Annotated in this window: 14 protein-coding genes and 1 pseudogene; 3 read left to right on the forward strand and 12 right to left on the reverse strand. The window is 56.4% G+C overall.

What is annotated here, in order from left to right; translation table 11 throughout:
* Nucleotides 1–11 precede the first annotated feature (11 nt).
* Nucleotides 12–1,928 carry an autotransporter family protein gene (locus FG381_RS02930; protein WP_165697813.1) on the reverse strand — a complete coding sequence of 639 codons (1,917 nt, stop codon included), beginning with the start codon at nucleotides 1,926–1,928 and terminating at the stop codon, nucleotides 12–14.
* Nucleotides 1,929–2,580: 652 nt separating this feature from the next.
* Here FG381_RS02930 and FG381_RS02940 point away from each other — a divergent pair.
* The gene (locus tag FG381_RS02940) at nucleotides 2,581–2,871 is read left to right on the forward strand and encodes a hypothetical protein (protein ID WP_139687469.1); all 291 of its coding nucleotides are present in this window, start codon (nucleotides 2,581–2,583) and stop codon (nucleotides 2,869–2,871) included.
* A gap of 165 nt (nucleotides 2,872–3,036) precedes the next feature.
* On the opposite strand, the gene FG381_RS02945 is transcribed toward FG381_RS02940, so the two are convergent.
* The 8 genes and pseudogenes from FG381_RS02945 to FG381_RS02980 all read right to left on the reverse strand — a co-directional run bounded on the left by FG381_RS02945 (nucleotide 3,037) and on the right by FG381_RS02980 (nucleotide 11,579).
* On the reverse strand, nucleotides 3,037–4,101 hold the full coding sequence (locus FG381_RS02945) for a hypothetical protein (protein WP_139687470.1): 1,065 nt from the start codon (nucleotides 4,099–4,101) through the stop codon (nucleotides 3,037–3,039).
* Nucleotides 4,102–4,428: 327 nt separating this feature from the next.
* Nucleotides 4,429–4,845 carry an L-asparaginase family protein gene (locus FG381_RS02950; protein ID WP_139687471.1) on the reverse strand — a complete coding sequence of 139 codons (417 nt, stop codon included), beginning with the start codon at nucleotides 4,843–4,845 and terminating at the stop codon, nucleotides 4,429–4,431.
* A 175-nt stretch (nucleotides 4,846–5,020) separates the two neighbouring features.
* A complete protein-coding gene (locus tag FG381_RS02955; RefSeq protein WP_139687106.1) occupies nucleotides 5,021–7,135 on the reverse strand; it encodes an IS66 family transposase in 2,115 nt (704 codons plus the stop codon).
* Between the two features lie 283 nt (nucleotides 7,136–7,418).
* Entirely contained in the window at nucleotides 7,419–7,745 is a 327-nt protein-coding gene (gene tnpB, locus FG381_RS02960) for an IS66 family insertion sequence element accessory protein TnpB (RefSeq protein WP_139687107.1), read from the reverse strand.
* The gene (locus FG381_RS02965; protein ID WP_139687108.1) at nucleotides 7,742–8,308 is read right to left on the reverse strand and encodes a hypothetical protein; all 567 of its coding nucleotides are present in this window, start codon (nucleotides 8,306–8,308) and stop codon (nucleotides 7,742–7,744) included. The genes tnpB and FG381_RS02965 overlap by 4 nt, the downstream gene beginning before the upstream one ends.
* Before the next feature lie 84 nt (nucleotides 8,309–8,392).
* Nucleotides 8,393–9,031: pseudogene (locus FG381_RS02970) on the reverse strand (asparaginase domain-containing protein); the annotation flags it as partial.
* A 265-nt stretch (nucleotides 9,032–9,296) separates the two neighbouring features.
* Nucleotides 9,297–9,686, reverse strand: a complete 390-nt coding sequence (locus FG381_RS02975) for a cytochrome c3 family protein (RefSeq protein WP_139687473.1) — start codon at nucleotides 9,684–9,686, stop codon at nucleotides 9,297–9,299.
* Nucleotides 9,687–9,716: 30 nt separating this feature from the next.
* Nucleotides 9,717–11,579: an FAD-dependent oxidoreductase gene (locus FG381_RS02980; protein ID WP_139687474.1), complete on the reverse strand. Its 1,863-nt coding sequence runs from the start codon at nucleotides 11,577–11,579 to the stop codon at nucleotides 9,717–9,719.
* A gap of 272 nt (nucleotides 11,580–11,851) precedes the next feature.
* Between FG381_RS02980 and FG381_RS02985 the strand changes: the two genes are divergently transcribed.
* Both FG381_RS02985 and FG381_RS02990 read left to right on the forward strand, forming a co-directional pair.
* Nucleotides 11,852–13,726, forward strand: a complete 1,875-nt coding sequence (locus tag FG381_RS02985) for a sensor histidine kinase (protein WP_139687475.1) — start codon at nucleotides 11,852–11,854, stop codon at nucleotides 13,724–13,726.
* Nucleotides 13,727–13,763: 37 nt separating this feature from the next.
* Entirely contained in the window at nucleotides 13,764–14,390 is a 627-nt protein-coding gene (locus FG381_RS02990) for a response regulator transcription factor (RefSeq protein WP_139687476.1), read from the forward strand.
* 95 nt (nucleotides 14,391–14,485) lie between these two features.
* Here the strand turns inward: FG381_RS02990 and FG381_RS02995 are convergent, their stop codons facing one another.
* The 3 genes from FG381_RS02995 to FG381_RS03005 all read right to left on the reverse strand — a co-directional run bounded on the left by FG381_RS02995 (nucleotide 14,486) and on the right by FG381_RS03005 (nucleotide 17,465).
* Nucleotides 14,486–15,277: an ABC transporter ATP-binding protein gene (locus FG381_RS02995; protein WP_139687477.1), complete on the reverse strand. Its 792-nt coding sequence runs from the start codon at nucleotides 15,275–15,277 to the stop codon at nucleotides 14,486–14,488.
* 41 nt (nucleotides 15,278–15,318) lie between these two features.
* A complete protein-coding gene (locus FG381_RS03000) occupies nucleotides 15,319–16,203 on the reverse strand; it encodes an ABC transporter permease (RefSeq protein ID WP_139687478.1) in 885 nt (294 codons plus the stop codon).
* A gap of 248 nt (nucleotides 16,204–16,451) precedes the next feature.
* Nucleotides 16,452–17,465: an ABC transporter substrate-binding protein gene (locus FG381_RS03005; RefSeq protein ID WP_139687479.1), complete on the reverse strand. Its 1,014-nt coding sequence runs from the start codon at nucleotides 17,463–17,465 to the stop codon at nucleotides 16,452–16,454.
* Nucleotides 17,466–17,686: the final 221 nt, after the last annotated feature.

Genomic DNA, 17,686 nt, shown 5'->3' on the forward strand with positions numbered 1-17,686 from the left:
GATCTTTCTCCTCAGAATTCGTACTTGAGACCGACCGAGACTTCGTAGTCCTTCTCGTAGTCGTCGCCGGTTTCGCGTTCGATCTGCCCGTAAAGACGCATGCGTTCATAGAACTGCCAGTCGCCGCCCAGGCCATAGTAGAAAGTGGTCTTCCCGGCCACCTCGCCGTCAAAGCGGTCGCTTCCGAACCAGACGGTGCGGTCCCCGAGGAAGTCGTGCTTGACGCCGGCCTTCAGATAAACCTGCGAATAGCGGCGGTCGATTTCCTCCCGGTCTTCGCCGTAATTGAATTTCTTACCGACCACGATGCCGGCGCGGCCGATGAGCGAATCGGCGTCCTTCTGCCGGATCCTACCGCCGGAGGAGAGCGTGTACTTTTCGCCTTCCACGCGATAGAAGGCAAGCTGAAGCTGGGGTTCAAGCCACCACGAGTTGTACCAGGGGCCCCAGGAGAGGTCGTTTCTCGTCGTGTGGAACATGTGACCCACTTCGATCGAAGCGCCCCAGCCGAGCGTGTTGTATTTGCCCGTGATCTTTCCCTTTTCGCCGACCGTGGAAAGCTTCTGACGGTAATGGTCGGCTGAGAGCACGAAGTCTGCGTAGGCGCCCTGATAATTGGCCCAGGTTGCATAGGCGTTGAGGCCGATGGCATCGGTTTTGCCGGACCCAAGGCCATCCATCAGATCCTGCTCGGCATGCGCCTGGCGGATGTTGGCGCCCAAGAGCCACAAGCCCTCTTCGGTATTGCGCACGAGATGGTCGAAGCCGAAGCTCACGCCATAGAGATCCTGATCGTAGCCCTTCGAGGCAATGCCGCCCACCGAATCCTTCATCATCATGGCCTTAGCCCAGAGACCGTCCTGGGCGCCGTAGCGCACTTCACCGAGACGCTTTCTCAGAGTGCTCAGATAGATCGGGTTGAAGCTGATGCCCGCGATGGCTGTGGTGGTCTTGCCTGGATCGTTGATCTCCTTCGTGTAGCCGGAGACCCAGTAGTCCGTCATGCCGGTGGCGATGTCGAGAGCATCGGGATCGGATTCCGTGGATTCGAGACCTGCCACGACCTTGTCGTAATCATCGCGCTCGAAGAGCGTGGAATTCACTGCTTCCTGGATAACGCCCTCTTCATTCAGCACGCTTCCGGGACGCGTATCAAGGGTACCGTCAGCTTTCACGTACTGATCCGTGTGCTCCGTCTTCCAGATTTTCGGCTTGTACTTGAAGGCGGTGTAGTCGAGGGACGTCCAGTCGCCCGAGAGCTTCACATGAGCTGGCGTGGTCGCAAACTTGAGCACGCGGCCGCGGTAGTCGATGGATCCGTCTGCGATCGTTTCGTCGTTGATGCGGACGCGATAGTGCTGCTCCCTGGGTTCCTGAGCTTCGGACGTTTCCGTCCGGAAGTCGAGAAAGTCGCCGAAGCGGACATCGTGCCGCATGCGGGCCGCCGCCTCAGTCACCGTGAAGCCCTTGAGTTCAATCGGTACAGGCTGGCCGTTGAAGATGTAACTGCCGTTCCCGGTGAAGGTCTCGCCGGTCAATGTTCCGTTCGTAATTTCACCATCGTCGTCAGCCTTTTCATAATACGTAATGCCGTCGAAGGAGAAGACGCGCTTTCCGTCTTTCTCAAGGTCGCCCATGATGTTGGTGTTTAGTATGAAGAGCGAGTTTTCTGCGAGCGCTGCAGTCCGGGCGCCGTTCAGGAGCGGATAGGCCTCATCCGTGATGTTCTTCACCATCAGATATTGGTACGGATTTGCCTCATTCCACTTGCATTCATCGTCCGGGTGATGAAGATCGATCGTGCCGCCGGTGGGACGCAGGTTTTCGAAAATGCTGTCGTCAGTGACGGACCAGAGCGTACCGGAACCCACTTCCATGTCGATGTTGCCGTTAGCGGCACCGACAAGGCGGGAATCCTTTTGGTTCATTACGAAGTTGATACGGCCTTCTCCAAGGTATACCGGCAATGTCTCTTGATTTGTAATTGCTTGAGTAAGCTCATCATTTCCGATTTTTGCCGAACGGCCCAAAGGGCCCGACCATTCATGTACAGCCCAAGGTAATATATTTATATTAAGGCCTATATATTCTGCTGTTGGCAATGTTATTCCTATATCATCCGCAATCATGCGAGTGGTATGCAAATCGCCGACTACGTTAATTTCACTTGATTCACCCGATAAATTAACATTTACAGTGGAATGACCTTTAGCCTCTATCGCTCTGGTTTTACGCAACTTACTTTCTTTTTGTTTTTGATTTAAATCAACCTTAAAGTCCCCCGCTATATTTACCACTCGACCATTAGAACTATCGCCATATTGCGATTTTTCACGTTCATCACCCGACACCAAAATAGCGTACGAATCCTTATAATCAGCTAAATTCAGACATTGATTGACATTAATCTCTAAACTCCCTAGGAATTCCGAGAAATTTTCACCTATCTGCATTAAGCCGTATGCCTCTCCCTCATTGCTATTTACATTTATTATCAGCGATGAATTTGTAACTAAAGATATTTTTGATCCGCTATCGTACACTGAAACAGGCTCAGATACTACGTGATTTGACTCAGCCTTGACTTCCGTTGAAGTAGAAATATGGGCTATTCCATATGCATTTAGGTCAGAATTATCTTTAGTAGAGGAAGATGAAGCTAAAGATGTAGCCTCAATAGAAACATTACCGGAAAATTTAACTGTATTAAAACTACCTAGAGTTAATACCCCGAAAGCAGAGTCTTTATGTGCACAACTGCTAATGTTATACTGCGAAGAACCAGAACTTGAAAAAGTTACTTCCGTTCCAACGGGCGAGCCTGTCTCGAAAATAACAGGCTTTTCATTAACAAGTTTAGCTTCATACTGATCCGTAAATTTATTGTATACCCTTAAAATTGTTGGATTATATTTTGTCATAGCCAATAAGCCATAACTTTCTGATGTGTTATTGGCTGCGCGCTCCACTTGCTCGTCGGGGAATGCTGATTCAGTGCTTTCAACCGTTATAGTTCCCAAAGTATTTGCACGCAAATCAAATGTCCCCCCCCAAACCAAGCAATCCTACCGTCATAGATGAAGCGGTTTCTCCTGCGCCATCTACCCCATAAGCGGACAATGCATTATTTTCAGATTTAATATCAAATTTGTTTGAATGCAAAGAAAAAGTCCCGCTTCTATTGTCAATAGCGATAGCTGAATAGCCCTCATTTTTTAGAAAATGTAAATTATTGCCATTTTCATAGGTCAGGTCATTTTTTACCGCTATAGAGACAAGCTGAGCTCCATTCTCACCGCCATCCTCGGAATATAAGGCAAGGAAATCATTACGATCAAGAATATTGACCTTCCCATTATCGCCAATTGTTATCCCACTAACAGTCCCAGGCTGAAGGTCAAAATAATAATGATTATAATATTCAATTCCTCCTGAAGTAAATTTACTTGCTTTATTTTCTGACGAAATGGTCAATGATTTTGATAAAAAATTGACCACCCCTCCTTTTGTATCCCCTGATTTATCCTTTAGCTTTACAGAAAGCGCACTCTGAGCATTAGGTTCATCAGAAGTTCGACGAGAAGATAACGTAAAATAATAAGTAGCAAAATCTTGATAGTGATTTCCGCTAGCAAAATAACTTGCATTTCCAATTAAAATTAGCGCTTTAGGTGATTCTCTATTTGAGATATCTGCATCTAGAACAAAGACCTTAGTTTTGTCTTCATCTTTATAAGCCCAATACCCACCTGAAATATAGGATGTTAATTCTTCTCTTCCTTGAAAATCACTCTGTAATCCATGTGTTTCAACGATAAAATCATCTGAATAGCTCCCAACAACCGATTGGCCATATACCGTAAGAGATTCAATGGCTAAAGATAACGATAATACTAACTTTCCTAAAGTAAATAATCGTTTTTCATGCGCCTTCGGAAAAATCTGTAATTTAGATTTTTTACTATCATCTCCAACCGAACTTATATTATTTATTATCTTATAATATAATCTTAAGCGAGTAGCTGGAGGAAGGAGGGGGGGGGGGCAAACATAATATTCAACCGCTGTTTTCGAGCCAAAACAATCGTCGTCTTTAAACAACACTTCTATTGTATGTCAACCCTCAGCAAAATAGAGAGATTTCTGATTTATCTGCCCGTTCCTTTGCGAAAACACAACGAGGGTTACTATGGGATTAAGGGTTAATCCGATAGAAGCAAACACTTTCCTTTCTCATTTATCTCTCAGAAAAACTTCTCTTTTTCTGTGTATACAGAAAAATCAGGCCCCGGCTTGAGTCAAAAGCTCATCCCCAAAAAATCCTCCCTCCCAGCATCAAACACACCACCACGCCCACCTCAACTTCCGGCGGATCGATGAGGCGCTTCGTCACCCCTCACCTCCTCCGCCGGAAACCCCATCAAATCATCAATACTCGTCAAACATGCGCTGGATTTCCTTCAGGTCGCTCGTCTTCGTGAGCGCCAGCTGCAGAAGCAGTCTTGCCTTCTGAGCGGAAAGCGTGTCGCCGTCCAGGAACTTCTCTTCGGTATAGCGCGCGACGGAAGGCACCGTGGGACCGGTTCCGACTCGAGCGCTGCGTACGATCACGACGCCGGACTTCTGAGCATTCACGAGCTCCTTCTCGGTGTTCTGATGAATGCTGCCGTTCCCGGTACCGGCATGAACGATGCCCCTGGCGCCGGCTGCAACCGCCGCACGTGCAAGCACGCCGTCGTCATCCACGTGGGAATAGAGAATGTCGACGCGAGGAAGAGCCTCGAGCTTCGAAACGTCGAACTCGGACTTCGACGTATGGCGGCGGAGCGACTCCTTGTAGTACATGATCTGTGAGCTTCCCATAGGCTAGGAGGCTTTAAAAATGATTGACTTCAATCAAATTCCGGATATGCAGAGGGGCGCTGAGAATTCAGCGCCCCTCTGGCTGTCTGCTCCGGCAAGGAGCATGCGGCATGGTCGCTCAAGGCGGCTGCCTTGAGCGGATCCGTCAGGCCTTTGCCTAACTCCGCCGCTTTCGCTCCATGTATGCCGACGGCTCCCACGCATCGGCGTTGAAGCTCTCTATGTCCTTCGGGTCGAATGCAAACCGCCTCGAAAGTTCGAGCCCTTTGTCGGAGCGCCGGTTCAGCTCTTCATTCACGCAGTGTTCGAATATGGCGCGGCCATATTCATTCAGCCACTGCGTGGGCCGCTCGATGCCGTTGAGCCGCGCCGTTACAAAGAGCGTGTACCAGTCGCACATGCTCTGCATGTACTCCGGCGACTGCTTGAAATTGCAGCTGGTGCGCAGCACGCAAAGCGGCCTCAGGCTCCTCTCGGCTGCGGAGGAGTCCGGCGTCACATAGGCGTTCTCGAGAAACACCCGGAAGTTCTCCTTGTTGTTCATGTAGTAAACAACAGGCTTCGCGTACGGCGACATCAGCGCCGCCTCCCAGGTTTTCCCCTTCTTCACGGCGTACCTTTCAGCCAGCTTCACCATGATTTCATCGATCCGATCCATCAGCGGTTCGGCATGGGCTTTTCGGCAGTCCGTCACTCGTTTCATCCAGTCCGCCGGGTTTTCATCCTCCTGCGCCTTCAGCGTCGCCTCCCACTTGTAGATCTTGGAGATGGCGGCCGTTACCATCAGCAGGTAATAGGCGGGAGTGCCGGATCCGAGTGCTTCGGCAAGCTTTTCCCGGTTCGTCGGGTTTGTTACAGCGTCGTGCATGTTCTCCAGCTCCAGCGCGTCGTAAACGGTGCGCGTGAAATGCGCGAGGCACGACTGTCGTTCGATCTTCACGGCGCTCGCGCCGATAATGCTGTCGTACCCGGCGTAGGCATCCGTAATCCAGGTGCCGGCTTCATAGGAGCCGAGCACGCCGGCAATCGCCTCGGCGCTTCTGCTTTTGAGCCGGTTGAATACGGCAAACTGGTACTTTGCGCTCGCCGGGCTGGTAATCGTCAGCAGGTAAGCCTGCTTGGCGGCGTCCTCGTCGTCGAGCTTCGTTTTGCTCATCCCGGCCTGCTGCAGACAGCTGAATGGCGTTTCATCCGCGCAGATTTCAGCCGCCTTTCTGGCTTTCTTCAGGATGGCTTTGAGCAGCGGCTGGCCCAGTCCGGACGTTATCCAGTCGTGCATGTTCCGCGGAATCGTATCCCCGCTCATGGTCATTGCGGCCGTATTAAAGAGCGCATTGATGCGGTTCATCGGCATGCCGAGCGTCAGCATGCGGGCGCAGTCGAAAAGCAGCTCCTGCGACACGGTGCGGTTCAGATCCGCCGGCACGGGCACTTCCTCCGGAATGTGCATGTGATTCTTCCCGCAGGCGCGGCACTGCAGCACCGGGTTCTTTACATAAGTCCCCTCGAGCATGTCTTCAATGTGCTTGTGCAGCGTGCGCAGGAAAACCGTCGGCCCTTCCTGCTCAAAGAAGCCTTCCGTGCTGCCGCAGTAAGGACAGGTGCATCCCCGGGCATGCGAAATGCCGCCCTGCGTCGGAGCGGTCCGGCGATTGGGATCCGCCTGCTTGCCGGGCGGAATCTCCTCCGCCTTCGTGGTTTCGGGCACTGCCGCATTCGCAATGCCGGCCGCGGCTTTAAGCATCGCGTTGTCCGGGTGCTTTTCAGCTTCAGCAGCGGCAACTTCGCCGACGGTGTTCTTCGTCTCGGCGCTCTTTTTGTTGTTTTCGGCGATGGTCCGCTTCTTCTTAAGCATCTCCTTCACGGCTTCCGCCTTGCGGCGCTCCAGTTCAAGCTCTGCTTCCGCGAGGTCGCTCTTCGTTTGCTCGATCTGAGGTTCGATCTTGCCCTGGATCTGCCGGAACTGCCTGCGCAGGAGCTTTTCAATTCCCGGCAGTGCCTTCAGTTCATTGGCATCCATGCTGGCTTCTCGCAGAAGCAGGTCGATCACGGCTTCGCCCTTTACAACCAGAGCGGGGCAGTGTTTTTCGAGCAGCTCCAGCGCCTTGATGAGGAGCTGCTGAATCATGCTGAGGCCCTCAAACTGAAGCTGCGCGAGCTTGCGCGTGGCGCAATGCTCGCGGCGTTCGATATCAAGCGCAGCCTCAAGCTCGGCAATCCTCTTCTGGAGTGCTTCGATGGAGACGTTGATTTTTGGACCCTTGCGTGCCATGTCGATAGGGAGATCAGTTAAGAATTAATGGAAGTAATTTTACCGGCCGGAAGCTTAAATTTCACCGATATATCAATCGTTTAAAAGGCACTCCTAAGCCCGTTAGAGGCCCTCTGGACGGCCGGACAACCCCGGTGGCATCCATCTTGATTGCGTATGCCTAGAAGCGTTTTACGGTGCTTCCCGAGGCCTTCCTGAAGGCTTTGGAAGAAGTCGAATTTCATCGAATTTTCTTGATTTTCAATCATTTGATGAAGATCAAGAAAACGCTTTTCGAGCAGTCTCATCCGGTTTTCGACTTGCCGTCGAGAAAGCTGATCACCTCATCGGCGGTGAAGTTCAGCACCGTCTGAGATTCAAGCTTTGCCATGAAGCGGGCGAACTTCTGCTGATGCAGACGCCGGTAGAGAAGCCATCCGCCGCAGACGTCGGACCAGATGACTTTGGCCGTCTTCCGGTGCTTTCCGACAAATACGACCACATCGCCGCCGCCGTCAGGGTCGATGAAGAGACGTTCCTGCGCAAAGCGCGACAGCGCGGCATAGCCGTAGCGCATGTCCACGGGAGCCAGAACGATGGTGATGCGGCGGTCTCCAAAGTCGAGCTTCATTCTGCAAACCCTCCGGCAGAGATCATCTGCATGGCGAGGGTTTCCGGCGAGTCGGTTCGGAACCTGAGCTCTATGCCGTTGGGCAGCTTGATGAAAACAAGCGTTCCGCGAGGATCTGGATCAGTACTGCGGAGCCTGGTACTAATCTGAGGGCGCTGTGGAGGCGGAAGTTGTTGACCCATAGGAGCAGCTTGAAGCGGCTGGGGGTGTTCATCTTGTACTACTTGTACACGTCGTGCCAGCCGGAGGTGTACACCTTGTACTCCTTGTGACCCTGCACTTTGTGCGCTGCGGGGTATCTCCCGGGCAACGAAAATGTTCCTGCCCGCCGGTTGTACAGGAATCGGCTCTTCCTGAGATGGCGCTCCATCAACGATCGGCTTGAATTGCGCATCCTGGATGATGGTTTTCTCAAGCTCAAGGAGTTTCTTATAGAAATAGTGAAGGCTGGGAAGCTTGCCGTTCTCTGAAAACTCGATGAGACGGGTGCGGTGAAAAGCGGTTTTCGACAGACCGCTGCGAAGGTAGGCGGCATAGGCCGCATCCCAGGCGATCATCCTCATGTCAGGCTCCAGGGAGGGTTGCAGTCCTGACAGGGTAGTAGCAGCCGCTTTTTCGCGCTCAAGCTATAGGAAGCTCACCATGATCTTGCCGCCGGCGATGTAGCCGATGTTGCCGAGATCGGGCGCACGGAAGGTGGCGACATTCGTCGTATTGGTCTTCGTCACGTCGCGGGCGTTGTTGATCACGTCGTTCATGGCAACGAGAACTCCCTTGCCGACGGACTCCTTATTGACGGCAACGCGTACGGCGTTCAGAAGATTCATCGGGCCGTCGGCCGAAATTGCAGTGGCCGGACGCATGGCGCCGACGAGGACGACGGGCTTGTCGCTTCTCACCGTGAGATTCAGGAAGTAGGCCGTCTCCTCGAGCGTATCCGTACCGTGCGTGATCACGATGCCGTCGACGTCCTTCTGCGCCAGGAGCTCGTTGCAGCGCTTCGCGAGCTTTAAGAGCGTCGGCGTATCCATGTTGTTGGACGAAATCTTCACGATCTGCTCGCCCGACACGTCGGCGACTTCCTTGATCTGAGGAACGGCGTCAATGAGCGTCTGAATGGCGATCTTGCCCGCTTCATAACCCGTCGTCTGGGTGGCGGAAGCTGCGCTCCCGGCAATCGTGCCGCCCGTCGCCAGGATCTTCACGTTGGGAAGATCTGCAGCGGAGGCAGAGACGGCTGCGAGAAGAATAGCGGCCGAAAGTGCGGCTTTTTTGAAGAAATTCATTCTGTTTCCTTTGATGGTGGAGTGCCCGGACTTTTAAGAAAACCCGTTGGACGCGAGTCTCCCGTTTCTCCGGTTCAGCAATACGCTATCAAACCGGCTCGCTTGCGGATAGCCCGGACAAACACGCAAACGACAAAAAAATCCCGGTCTTTCTCTATGGCGAGACCAGAAGACCGGGATTGAGAATGACCTTGCAGGGAATGAAGCCCCATTGCGCATCAGGCTTCATCCTCCGAAGGGAGAGAGAAATTGTTCGAGTGAAGTGCTACTTCTCGTGGCAGCCTGCGTCGCTGCACTTCTGGAAGTTCTCCATATGGTGGCAGCCGTAGCACATCGAAAGCGTAGCTTCCTTCGGCTTATAGTCCTTCGGAATCGGGAAGGGATGGGCTTCGTGGCACCCTGTGCAGTCCGGCACCACCTTCGCGCCGGCATGCGGGTTCGCCGCATTCGGGTCGAGGTACTGGTGGGGCTGAACAGGGGTATCAAACTCGTCCTTCCAGTTTTTCGTCTGCTCTCTCAGCGCGTCGAAGCTTCCGCCATGGCACATCAGGCACTGTTCTGAAGTAACCTTCTCTGCCGCATAAGCTTCGGGAAGAGCCGAGAGAGCCATGACGGCGCAGGAGAGCGCCAGCGCTAAAAGCGGGGTCTTTTTCATGGCTCTTGGGTCTCTAAAAGGTTGAGGGAATTACTTGAGCGACGCAAAGGTCTTGCCGAGGACGTAGGCCTGGATGAGGCCGCGCGAGAGGCCGTGCATGGAGCTGCCGCCCGTCACTTCGCCCGCTGCGTAGAGGCCCGGGATCTTTTCGCCTTCCCAGTCGAGCACTTCGCAGGCGTTGTTGACGTGGAGACCGCAGTAGCAGTCGTGGAGCGTCACCGAAGTCCAGGCCGCGTAGAAGGGGCCCTTCTCGATCTTATGCTGCGGCGCGGGCTTGTCGAAGTCCGGGTCCTTGCCCTGATCGACGTAGGAGTTGTACGTCTTCACGGTTTCGGCGAGCACCTTCGGATCCATCTTGTGGCTCATCCACGGATTCGTGTTGATCTTTTCGGCAAGTTCTTCAATCGTATCGGCCTTGAAGAAGTATTCCGGATCGACCGACTTCTCGTCCGTGTGCATGCGTTCGCGCTTGACGGCTTCGCTGTCGAAGATCGCCCACTGGGGACCCGCGGACCAGTCGGGAGCGTGCGAGCCCTCGTTGATCTGGAGCGCAGCCGCAATGAAGTTGATCGGGTTGTACTTCGTGCGGTCGATGTTTCTCCAGTTGCCCTGGATGTACGGATCCTTGTCGGTGCCCTTGAAGAAGGCGCCGTTCGTGCCGTTCATGAGGCCGCGGGTGGAGTTGGCGGTGCCGTAGGACGTGAGCTTCGCGCTGTCGGCGGTGAGGCCCGCAGAGGACGTTTCCTCAAAGAAGCGCTTGCCCACCCAGTTGACGACGATCGCGTTCTGCCAGTTGCGAAGCGCCACGCCCGAGTGCTTCACGAGCGGGAAGATCGGGGATTCCGGAGCCCAGCGCAGGTACGTGTCGCGCACGCCCACGACGGCGCCGCGGGTGAGCGAAATCGGACGTTCCGTATAGGCGTTCGTGAGACCCCAGAGGCCGGCGCCGCAGCGCATGGCAGCGAGCGTGCCCGAGGCGTCCTGGGGCGAATATTCGCAGGCGGCGGAGGCGAATTCCTTCGTGAGGCGCGGGTCGACCATGCGGCGGAAGGGAACGTGATCGGTGTAGCCGGCGGTGGCGAGAACGAGCGCCTTCTTCGCATGAACCGTGATTTCCTTCGCGGTGGAGGCGATGTCTTCAGCCGCGCGGAAGCCCTTCAGTTCCGTGCCGTCCGGAAGAACCTTCGGCGTGCGGTGAGCCTTGAAGCCGACGCAGCGTCCCTTTTCGTCCTGAACGATGTCGTCCATGTAGTAGTTCATGAGGAACTTGACGCCAGCCTTTCTGGCCGCATCCTCGAGGCTGCGCATCAGAACCGTGCCCGAAGTGCCGGCAGGGGCTTCCAAAGAAGCGCCCTTGGTCCAGGAGAAGTGGAGTTCGCGGGGAGCCGAGCAGCCCGCACCGTAGGCGCCCGCATTGTCGGGCTTCTTGTCGAGGAAGGGAACGCCGATTCTCACGAGCCAGTCGTAGGTCGGAACCATTTCATCGGCGATCATGCGCTGCATGTCGCGGTCGTTGAAGCGGTAGTCGGCAAAGCCGTTGGGGAGAGTCACCGACCAGTCGGTCAGATCCTTGAAGACCGTTTCCGGATCATCCTTGATGCCGAACTTCTGCTGCATGGCATTGCCGCCGCCCAGAAGGGTATTGCCCTGCGAGATGATGGCGTGGCCGCCGATATCGTAGTTGGCGTCGACGACGAGGACGGAGAATCCCGCTTCCTTCGCGCGGATGGCGGCCGGGATGCCGGCGGCGCCCGCGCCTACAACAACCACATCGGCTTCAAAGTCCCACTTGGCGGGGACCTTCGCCGAGGCGCTTCCGGACATGCCGAACATCATGCCGCCCACGGCGGCGGAACCAGCAATGAAGGAACGACGGGAAAGATTGGCAGACATGCTTTTTCTCCTTTTTTGCGATCCGCTCGCGCCTTCCGAAGGCTTTGCGGCGGACCGACCTTTATGAATGAAGCTTTTGCCCGGGGATGCCGTCCCTGGGAATCATGTCCCGGCGGCCTCTCCTGCTGATTCGTATCTTTTCAGCCGGGATACTCGAGTAGCGTGACCTTCATCAAGCTTTTTTCTCCGCTCCCAAAAGTCCGCACCATCGCGCTGGGAGCGCACATCCCATAAAATTCAAGGAAGATGAAGCTTGCAATACGGGTTTCAAAATGCATCCCAAATGTCTTCCTTCAAGGCTTCTTTCCCCGGAGCTTGCGCGGGTTCTTCCTTTCCCGCTCCTTGCGTTCGCCCTCTTCTTTTTTGCGCTTCTCTCCCTGCCGCTCCCTGCGGCAGAGCTCGACGGCGTCTCTCAGGCAACGGCGCAGCTCTACCAGAAGCGCCCCCTCAGGGTCGGGATCATTTCGCTCTGGGAAACCCCGGAAACAACGCTCGCCCTCACGCGGACGCTCGAAACCATTGAGAAGGCCTTTGCGCCCTACCCGGTTGAAGTCCGGCCGAGAATTCCCTCTACTGAACTCGAAAACCTCATCCGCACGGGCGGAATCGACGTCTTCATTGCAAGCTCGGGCTTCAGCATGCGAATGCAGCCCTACGGCGTCGTCGCGCTTGCAACGCTCATTACGGAACTTCAGCCCAATCCCAATACGGGCGTGGCGACAGCGATCATCACGCGAAGCGACGACAAGCGCTTTCATAAAATTGAGGACTTGACGGGCACGCGGCTCTCGGCGAGCTACAACACGGCCTTCATGAGCTTCAGAACGGGGCTCGGAGAGATTGCCGTGCGCGGATTCGACCCGGAAAACTTCTTCCAGAGCATTCACTACACGGGCGACAGCGAAAACGGCTCCATCGCCCGGAGGCTCGACACGCGCGAGGCCGACGTCGCAATGGTGCGCGCCTGCTGGCTCGAAAGCCTCCCGGACAAGATCAGCCGCCGCTACCGGGTCATTGAACCGCGAATTGATCCGACCCTCAACTGCGTGCACACCTCACGGACCTATCCCAACATCATGGTCTCCGTCATGGAAGGGTCGGCGCCGGGCGCCGCGCACATCATCGCGAAGACCCTCCTTTCGATCCCTGAAATCGTCCCGGGCCACAAATGGGGCGTCGCCACCGACCTGAGGCCCGTCAATCGCCTCTATCGCGAACTTAAGATCGAAAACTACGCGTACCTGAGAAATCCGACGGTCGAGGAATGGATCCGGAACCACTGGGCGGAGTGCGTCCTCGCGCTCCTTCTCGTCCTTGGTCTCGCGCTTCACAGCTCCCGCGTCGCCTACCTCGTGCGCATCCGCACGGCGGAATTGAGAAAGTCCATTGCCGAGGAGCGCGCCGCGCAGGCGCGCGTCGAAGAGCTTCACGGCCGGATGGAACGCATGCAGAAGGCAACCGTCGTGGGGCAGCTCTCCAACCTCATCGCCCACGAGCTCGCGCAGCCTCTCGCCGCCGTTCAATACTATTGCGAAGGCATGAAGACGCTCCTTCAGAACGAGAACCCCGACCGGAAGCTCCTTGAAATGAGCCGCGCCGGGATCGCCAAGGGCATTGACCGCACGAAGGAAATCGTCGCCAAGGTGAGGAGCTACTCGAAAAACCAGACCAAGCGCGACAGCTCGGTGCCCCTCATGCCCGCCCTCGACCGGATTTACTCCGGAATTTCGCCCGACCTCACAGGCGACGTGCGCTTTTCCGCTTCGGGGCTCGCCGACGCTTCCGTCAAGGGTGACGCCCTTGAAATCGAGCTCCTCTTCAACAATCTCCTCAAGAACGCCTTCGAAGCGGCCGCCATGACGAGCACTGCCGAAAGTCCCTTCGTCCGGATTTCCGCCGCAGCTCTCGAAGGCGCCTCGGGAACGCTACTCATTACCGTCGAAAATTCCGGAAGGCTCCTCTCGGACGAGGCCTTCCGCGACCTCACGACGCCTTTGATTACCTCCAAATCCGCCGGCCAGGGCCTTGGCATTCCGATCGCCACGGCAATTGCCGAAGCTTCGGGCGGGCATCTTGAATTCGAACGCCGCCCGAGGGGCGGCCTCATCGCCCGCGTCACGCTTCCCCTCGCTTCAAACGCCTCATGAAGAGCGCATCCAACAATTCATAAGAAGGAAAACCACCATGTCCGCACCCAGGGAGACCGTTCTCATCCGCATCGTCGACGACGACGAGGAAGTCCGCAATGCTCTCTCCTTCATGCTTGCCTGCAAGGGCTGGAGGACGGAGTGCCACGCGAGCGCGGGAGAGTTTCTCAAAAACTATCGCTCAACCCCGCCGGGGTGCCTTCTTCTCGACATCCGCATGCCCGGGATGTCGGGGCTAGAGCTTCAGACGCGCATGAAGGAAATGAATCTCACGCTCCCCATCATCTTCATCACCGGGCATGCCGACGTTCCGACCGCCGTGCGCACGCTCAAGATGGGAGCCTTCGACTTTCTCGAGAAGCCTGTCGACGCCGAAGCGCTCGAAGCCGCCATTGAAGCGGCGAGCGCCATCAGCCTGGCTCAGGCTTCGGGCGGGCTTTCCCGCGAAGCGATCGAGGCGATCATTCGCGAGATGAGCCCGAGGGAGCGGGAAATCACGAAGCTTCTTGCCGAGGGGCTCGCGAACCACGACATCGCCGAACATCTCTCGCTCTCGGACCGCACCATACAGGGCCACCGCAACAACATCTACCACAAGCTCCGCGTCCACAACCTGAGGCAGTTTTCCGATGTGATCTCGGGCTTTGAGGAGCTCCTGCGCTAGAAGGGGCCTTCCTTTCGACAAGCACGAAAAAAGCGGAAGACTCCGGAATGGAAAATCTTCCGCTTTTTCTATCGAAGGGTGCTTCAAGCGCCCGATCAGCTCGCAAGAAGCATCTTGTCGGACACCCCGTCGCCAGCCTTCTCAAAGAATTTGAGGAGATCCACGGGCGTGAGCTTCGCCTTTTCCTCATCTCTCACGTCGAGGATCGGACGACCGTCATGCATCATGATGAGGCGGTTGCCGTAGCGAAGCGCGTCCCTCATGTTGTGCGTGATCATGAGGGTCGTGAGCTTCTGCTCGTTCACGATGCGCTCGGTAATGTCGAGCACCTTGGCGGCGGTCTTGGGGTCAAGGGCCGCCGTGTGTTCGTCAAGAAGCAGGAGCTTCGGGCGCACGAGCGTTGCCATCAAAAGCGTCAGCGCCTGACGCTGACCGCCCGAGAGCAAACCCACATGCGCCGTCATGCGGTTTTCGAGCCCGAGGCCGAGGCTCGCCACGAGCTTCGTGAAGTATTCCGTCCGCTCGGGCCTCGCGCTCCAGCGAAGGGTCGGGCGCGTGCCGCGGCGGTCGGCGATGGCGAGGTTTTCCTCAATCATCATGCCGGCGGCGGTGCCCTTCATCGGGTCCTGGAAGACGCGGCCGATGAAGGCGGCGCGCTTATATTCCGGCATCTTCGTGATGTCCGTGCCGTCGATCACGATCGAGCCGCTGTCGATGGGGAAAGCACCGGCAATCGCATTGAGGGTCGTCGACTTCCCCGCGCCGTTCGAGCCGATCACCGTGCAGAAGTCGCCGTCCTCGAGCGTGAAGGTAACGCCGCGGAGGGCCTTCTTCTCATTGGCCGTGCCGGCAAAGAAAGTCTTGTGTACGTTTTTGACTTCGAGCATTTTTCGTTTCGTCCTTTTGAATTCGTTTTTTGAGACCCGCATCAGGCGCGGCGCTTGAGCCCCGCGAGATTGCCCTTGATGAGCGGGAGCGCAAGCGCAAAGGCGACGAGCACGGCCGTGAAGAGCTTGAGGTCGTTGGGGGGCATGCCCATTTCAAGGACGAAAGCGATGACGAGACGATAGATGATCGAGCCCATGATGACGGCAATGAGGCTCGTCTTGAAGGATTTCGGCGCAAAGAGCACCTCGCCGATGATGACGGACGCGAGACCGATCACGATCGTGCCCACGCCCATGCCGACATCGGCAAAGCCGTTCGCCTGAGCGACCGTCGCGCCCGAGAGCGCAACGAGGGCGTTCGAGATCACGAGCCCGAGCACGATCATCGTGTTGGTGCTGATGCCCTGGGCGCGCGCCATCTGCTGGTTGAAGCCGGTTGCGCGGATGGCGGTGCCGAGCTCGGTGCCGAAGAACCAATAGATGATGACGGAGACGATGACGGCGAAGATGGCGCCCACGATGAGGCCCGAGAGCGAAACGGAGAGTCCGAGGCCGTTCTCAAGAATCGTGAAAACCGTCTCATCCTGCAGAAGCCCGATGTTGGACTTTCCCATCACGTGAAGGTTCACCGAATAAAGCCCGATCATCGTGAGAATGCCGGCAAGAAGCGCCGGAATTCTGAGCTTCGTCGTAAGCCACCCGGTAACGGCGCCCGCGAGCGCGCCCGCAACGAGCGCAAGAAGGAAGGCCGCCGGGAGCCCGAGCCCCGAGGTGATCGCGGTCGCGGCAACCGCAGCGCCGAGCGGAAAGGTGCCTTCGACCGAGAGGTCGGCAATGTCGAGAATGCGGAAGGTCAGAAAGACGCCGAGCGCCATAACGGACCACTGCAGGCCCTGACCGACTGTGGAGAGGATGAGATCTAGCATGAAAATTCCTTTCTAGGTACGCGCCGGCGCGGTAAAGCTTTCCGAAGATTTGAGAAGCTTTGAGAAGCGCGCCATTGGTTTTCTTCGTGGAAAAAGTGAAATTTTAAAAACAAACTCCGGAGAAATAAGGCCCTCCGGACGGCCTCTCAAAAAAAATAAAGCGGAGCTCCGGGCGGAAGCTTCCCCTTTCATGGGAAGCTCCCCGCTCATGCTCCGCTCTATTTCAGGCGCGGCGCCTTCGGGAGGCGCTACTCAAAAAGCTTTGCGCCTTTCTTGAGTTCCTCAGGAATCGCGAGGCCGATCGCCTCTGCGGTCTTCATGTTGAAGACGGGAACGCCCGTCTTCACGTGTTCGACCGGCGTATCCGCGGGCTTCTTCTTCCCTTCGAGGATGTCGGCGCCCATCTGGCCCGTCATCTTGCCGAGTTCATAGTAGTCGACCGAAATGGAGCCCAGGCACCCTGCGCCCACCATGCCCATTTCGCCGGCAACGGCCGGGATCTTCGCGGGGTTCACAACCTTGGCGAGGGCCGGCACCGCGGAAGCGATGACGTTGTCGGTCGGGAGGTAGAGGCCTTCAACCTTGTCCTTCAGGCTCGCAACCGCCTGCTGGATGTCGTTCACGTTGGAAACGGTGGCTTCGAGGACCTCAACTCCGCGCTCAGCTGCTGCCTTCTTGAGGAGGTCGACCTGATAGGCGGAATTGATTTCCGAAGAGTTGTAGATCGTGCCGATCGTCTTCGCGTTCGGAACGAGCTTCATGAGGAGATCGAACTGCGCGGCGATGGGGCCGAGGTCGGAGACGCCCGTGACGTTGCCGCCCGGAGCCGCATCAGACTTGACGAGCTTAGCGGCCACGAAGTCCGTGATGGCCGTAGCGACGATCGGCGTATCCTTCGCGACCGTGGCGACCGCCTGAGCGGCCGGCGTCGCGACGGCGAAGATCACCTTGTCCTTGTTGGAGACAAAGCGGTTGGCGATGTTGTGCAGATTCGACTGGTCGCCCTGGGCGTTCTGAATATCGAGCTTGATGTTGACGCCGTCCTTGTAGCCGCGTTCAGCGAGCGCGTCGACGATGCCGCGGGTGGCCGCATCGAGCGCGCTGTGCTCAACGAGCTGCACGATGCCGATGGGCGTGAGATCAGCCTTCGCTGCCGTATTCGCGGCCGGCGCCGCTCCCTTGTCGCCGCAGCCCGCAAGCGCAAGCGCGCCCGCAACAGCCGCAGCAATGAGACCGCGGCGGGTAAGCGTGGATATCTCCATTTCCATTCATCCTCTTCGGGGGTTGATTCCTGTGCCGCCCATTGAGGGGCCGGCTCGCTCGAGCCGATCTTCCCGCAGAAGTGGGCGTTGAGATTCTGATTCTCATTATGCGCGAGCACCGGCCGCTTCTCGCGAAGCCCCGGGCCGGAACGCTAGATAAGAATCCCTAGCCGGACCGAAGGAGACGCAACATTAAGCAAGATTTTGAAGCGCATATTCGA

The organism is Sutterella faecalis, assembly GCF_006337085.1.
Classification (GTDB): domain Bacteria; phylum Pseudomonadota; class Gammaproteobacteria; order Burkholderiales; family Burkholderiaceae_F; genus Sutterella; species Sutterella faecalis.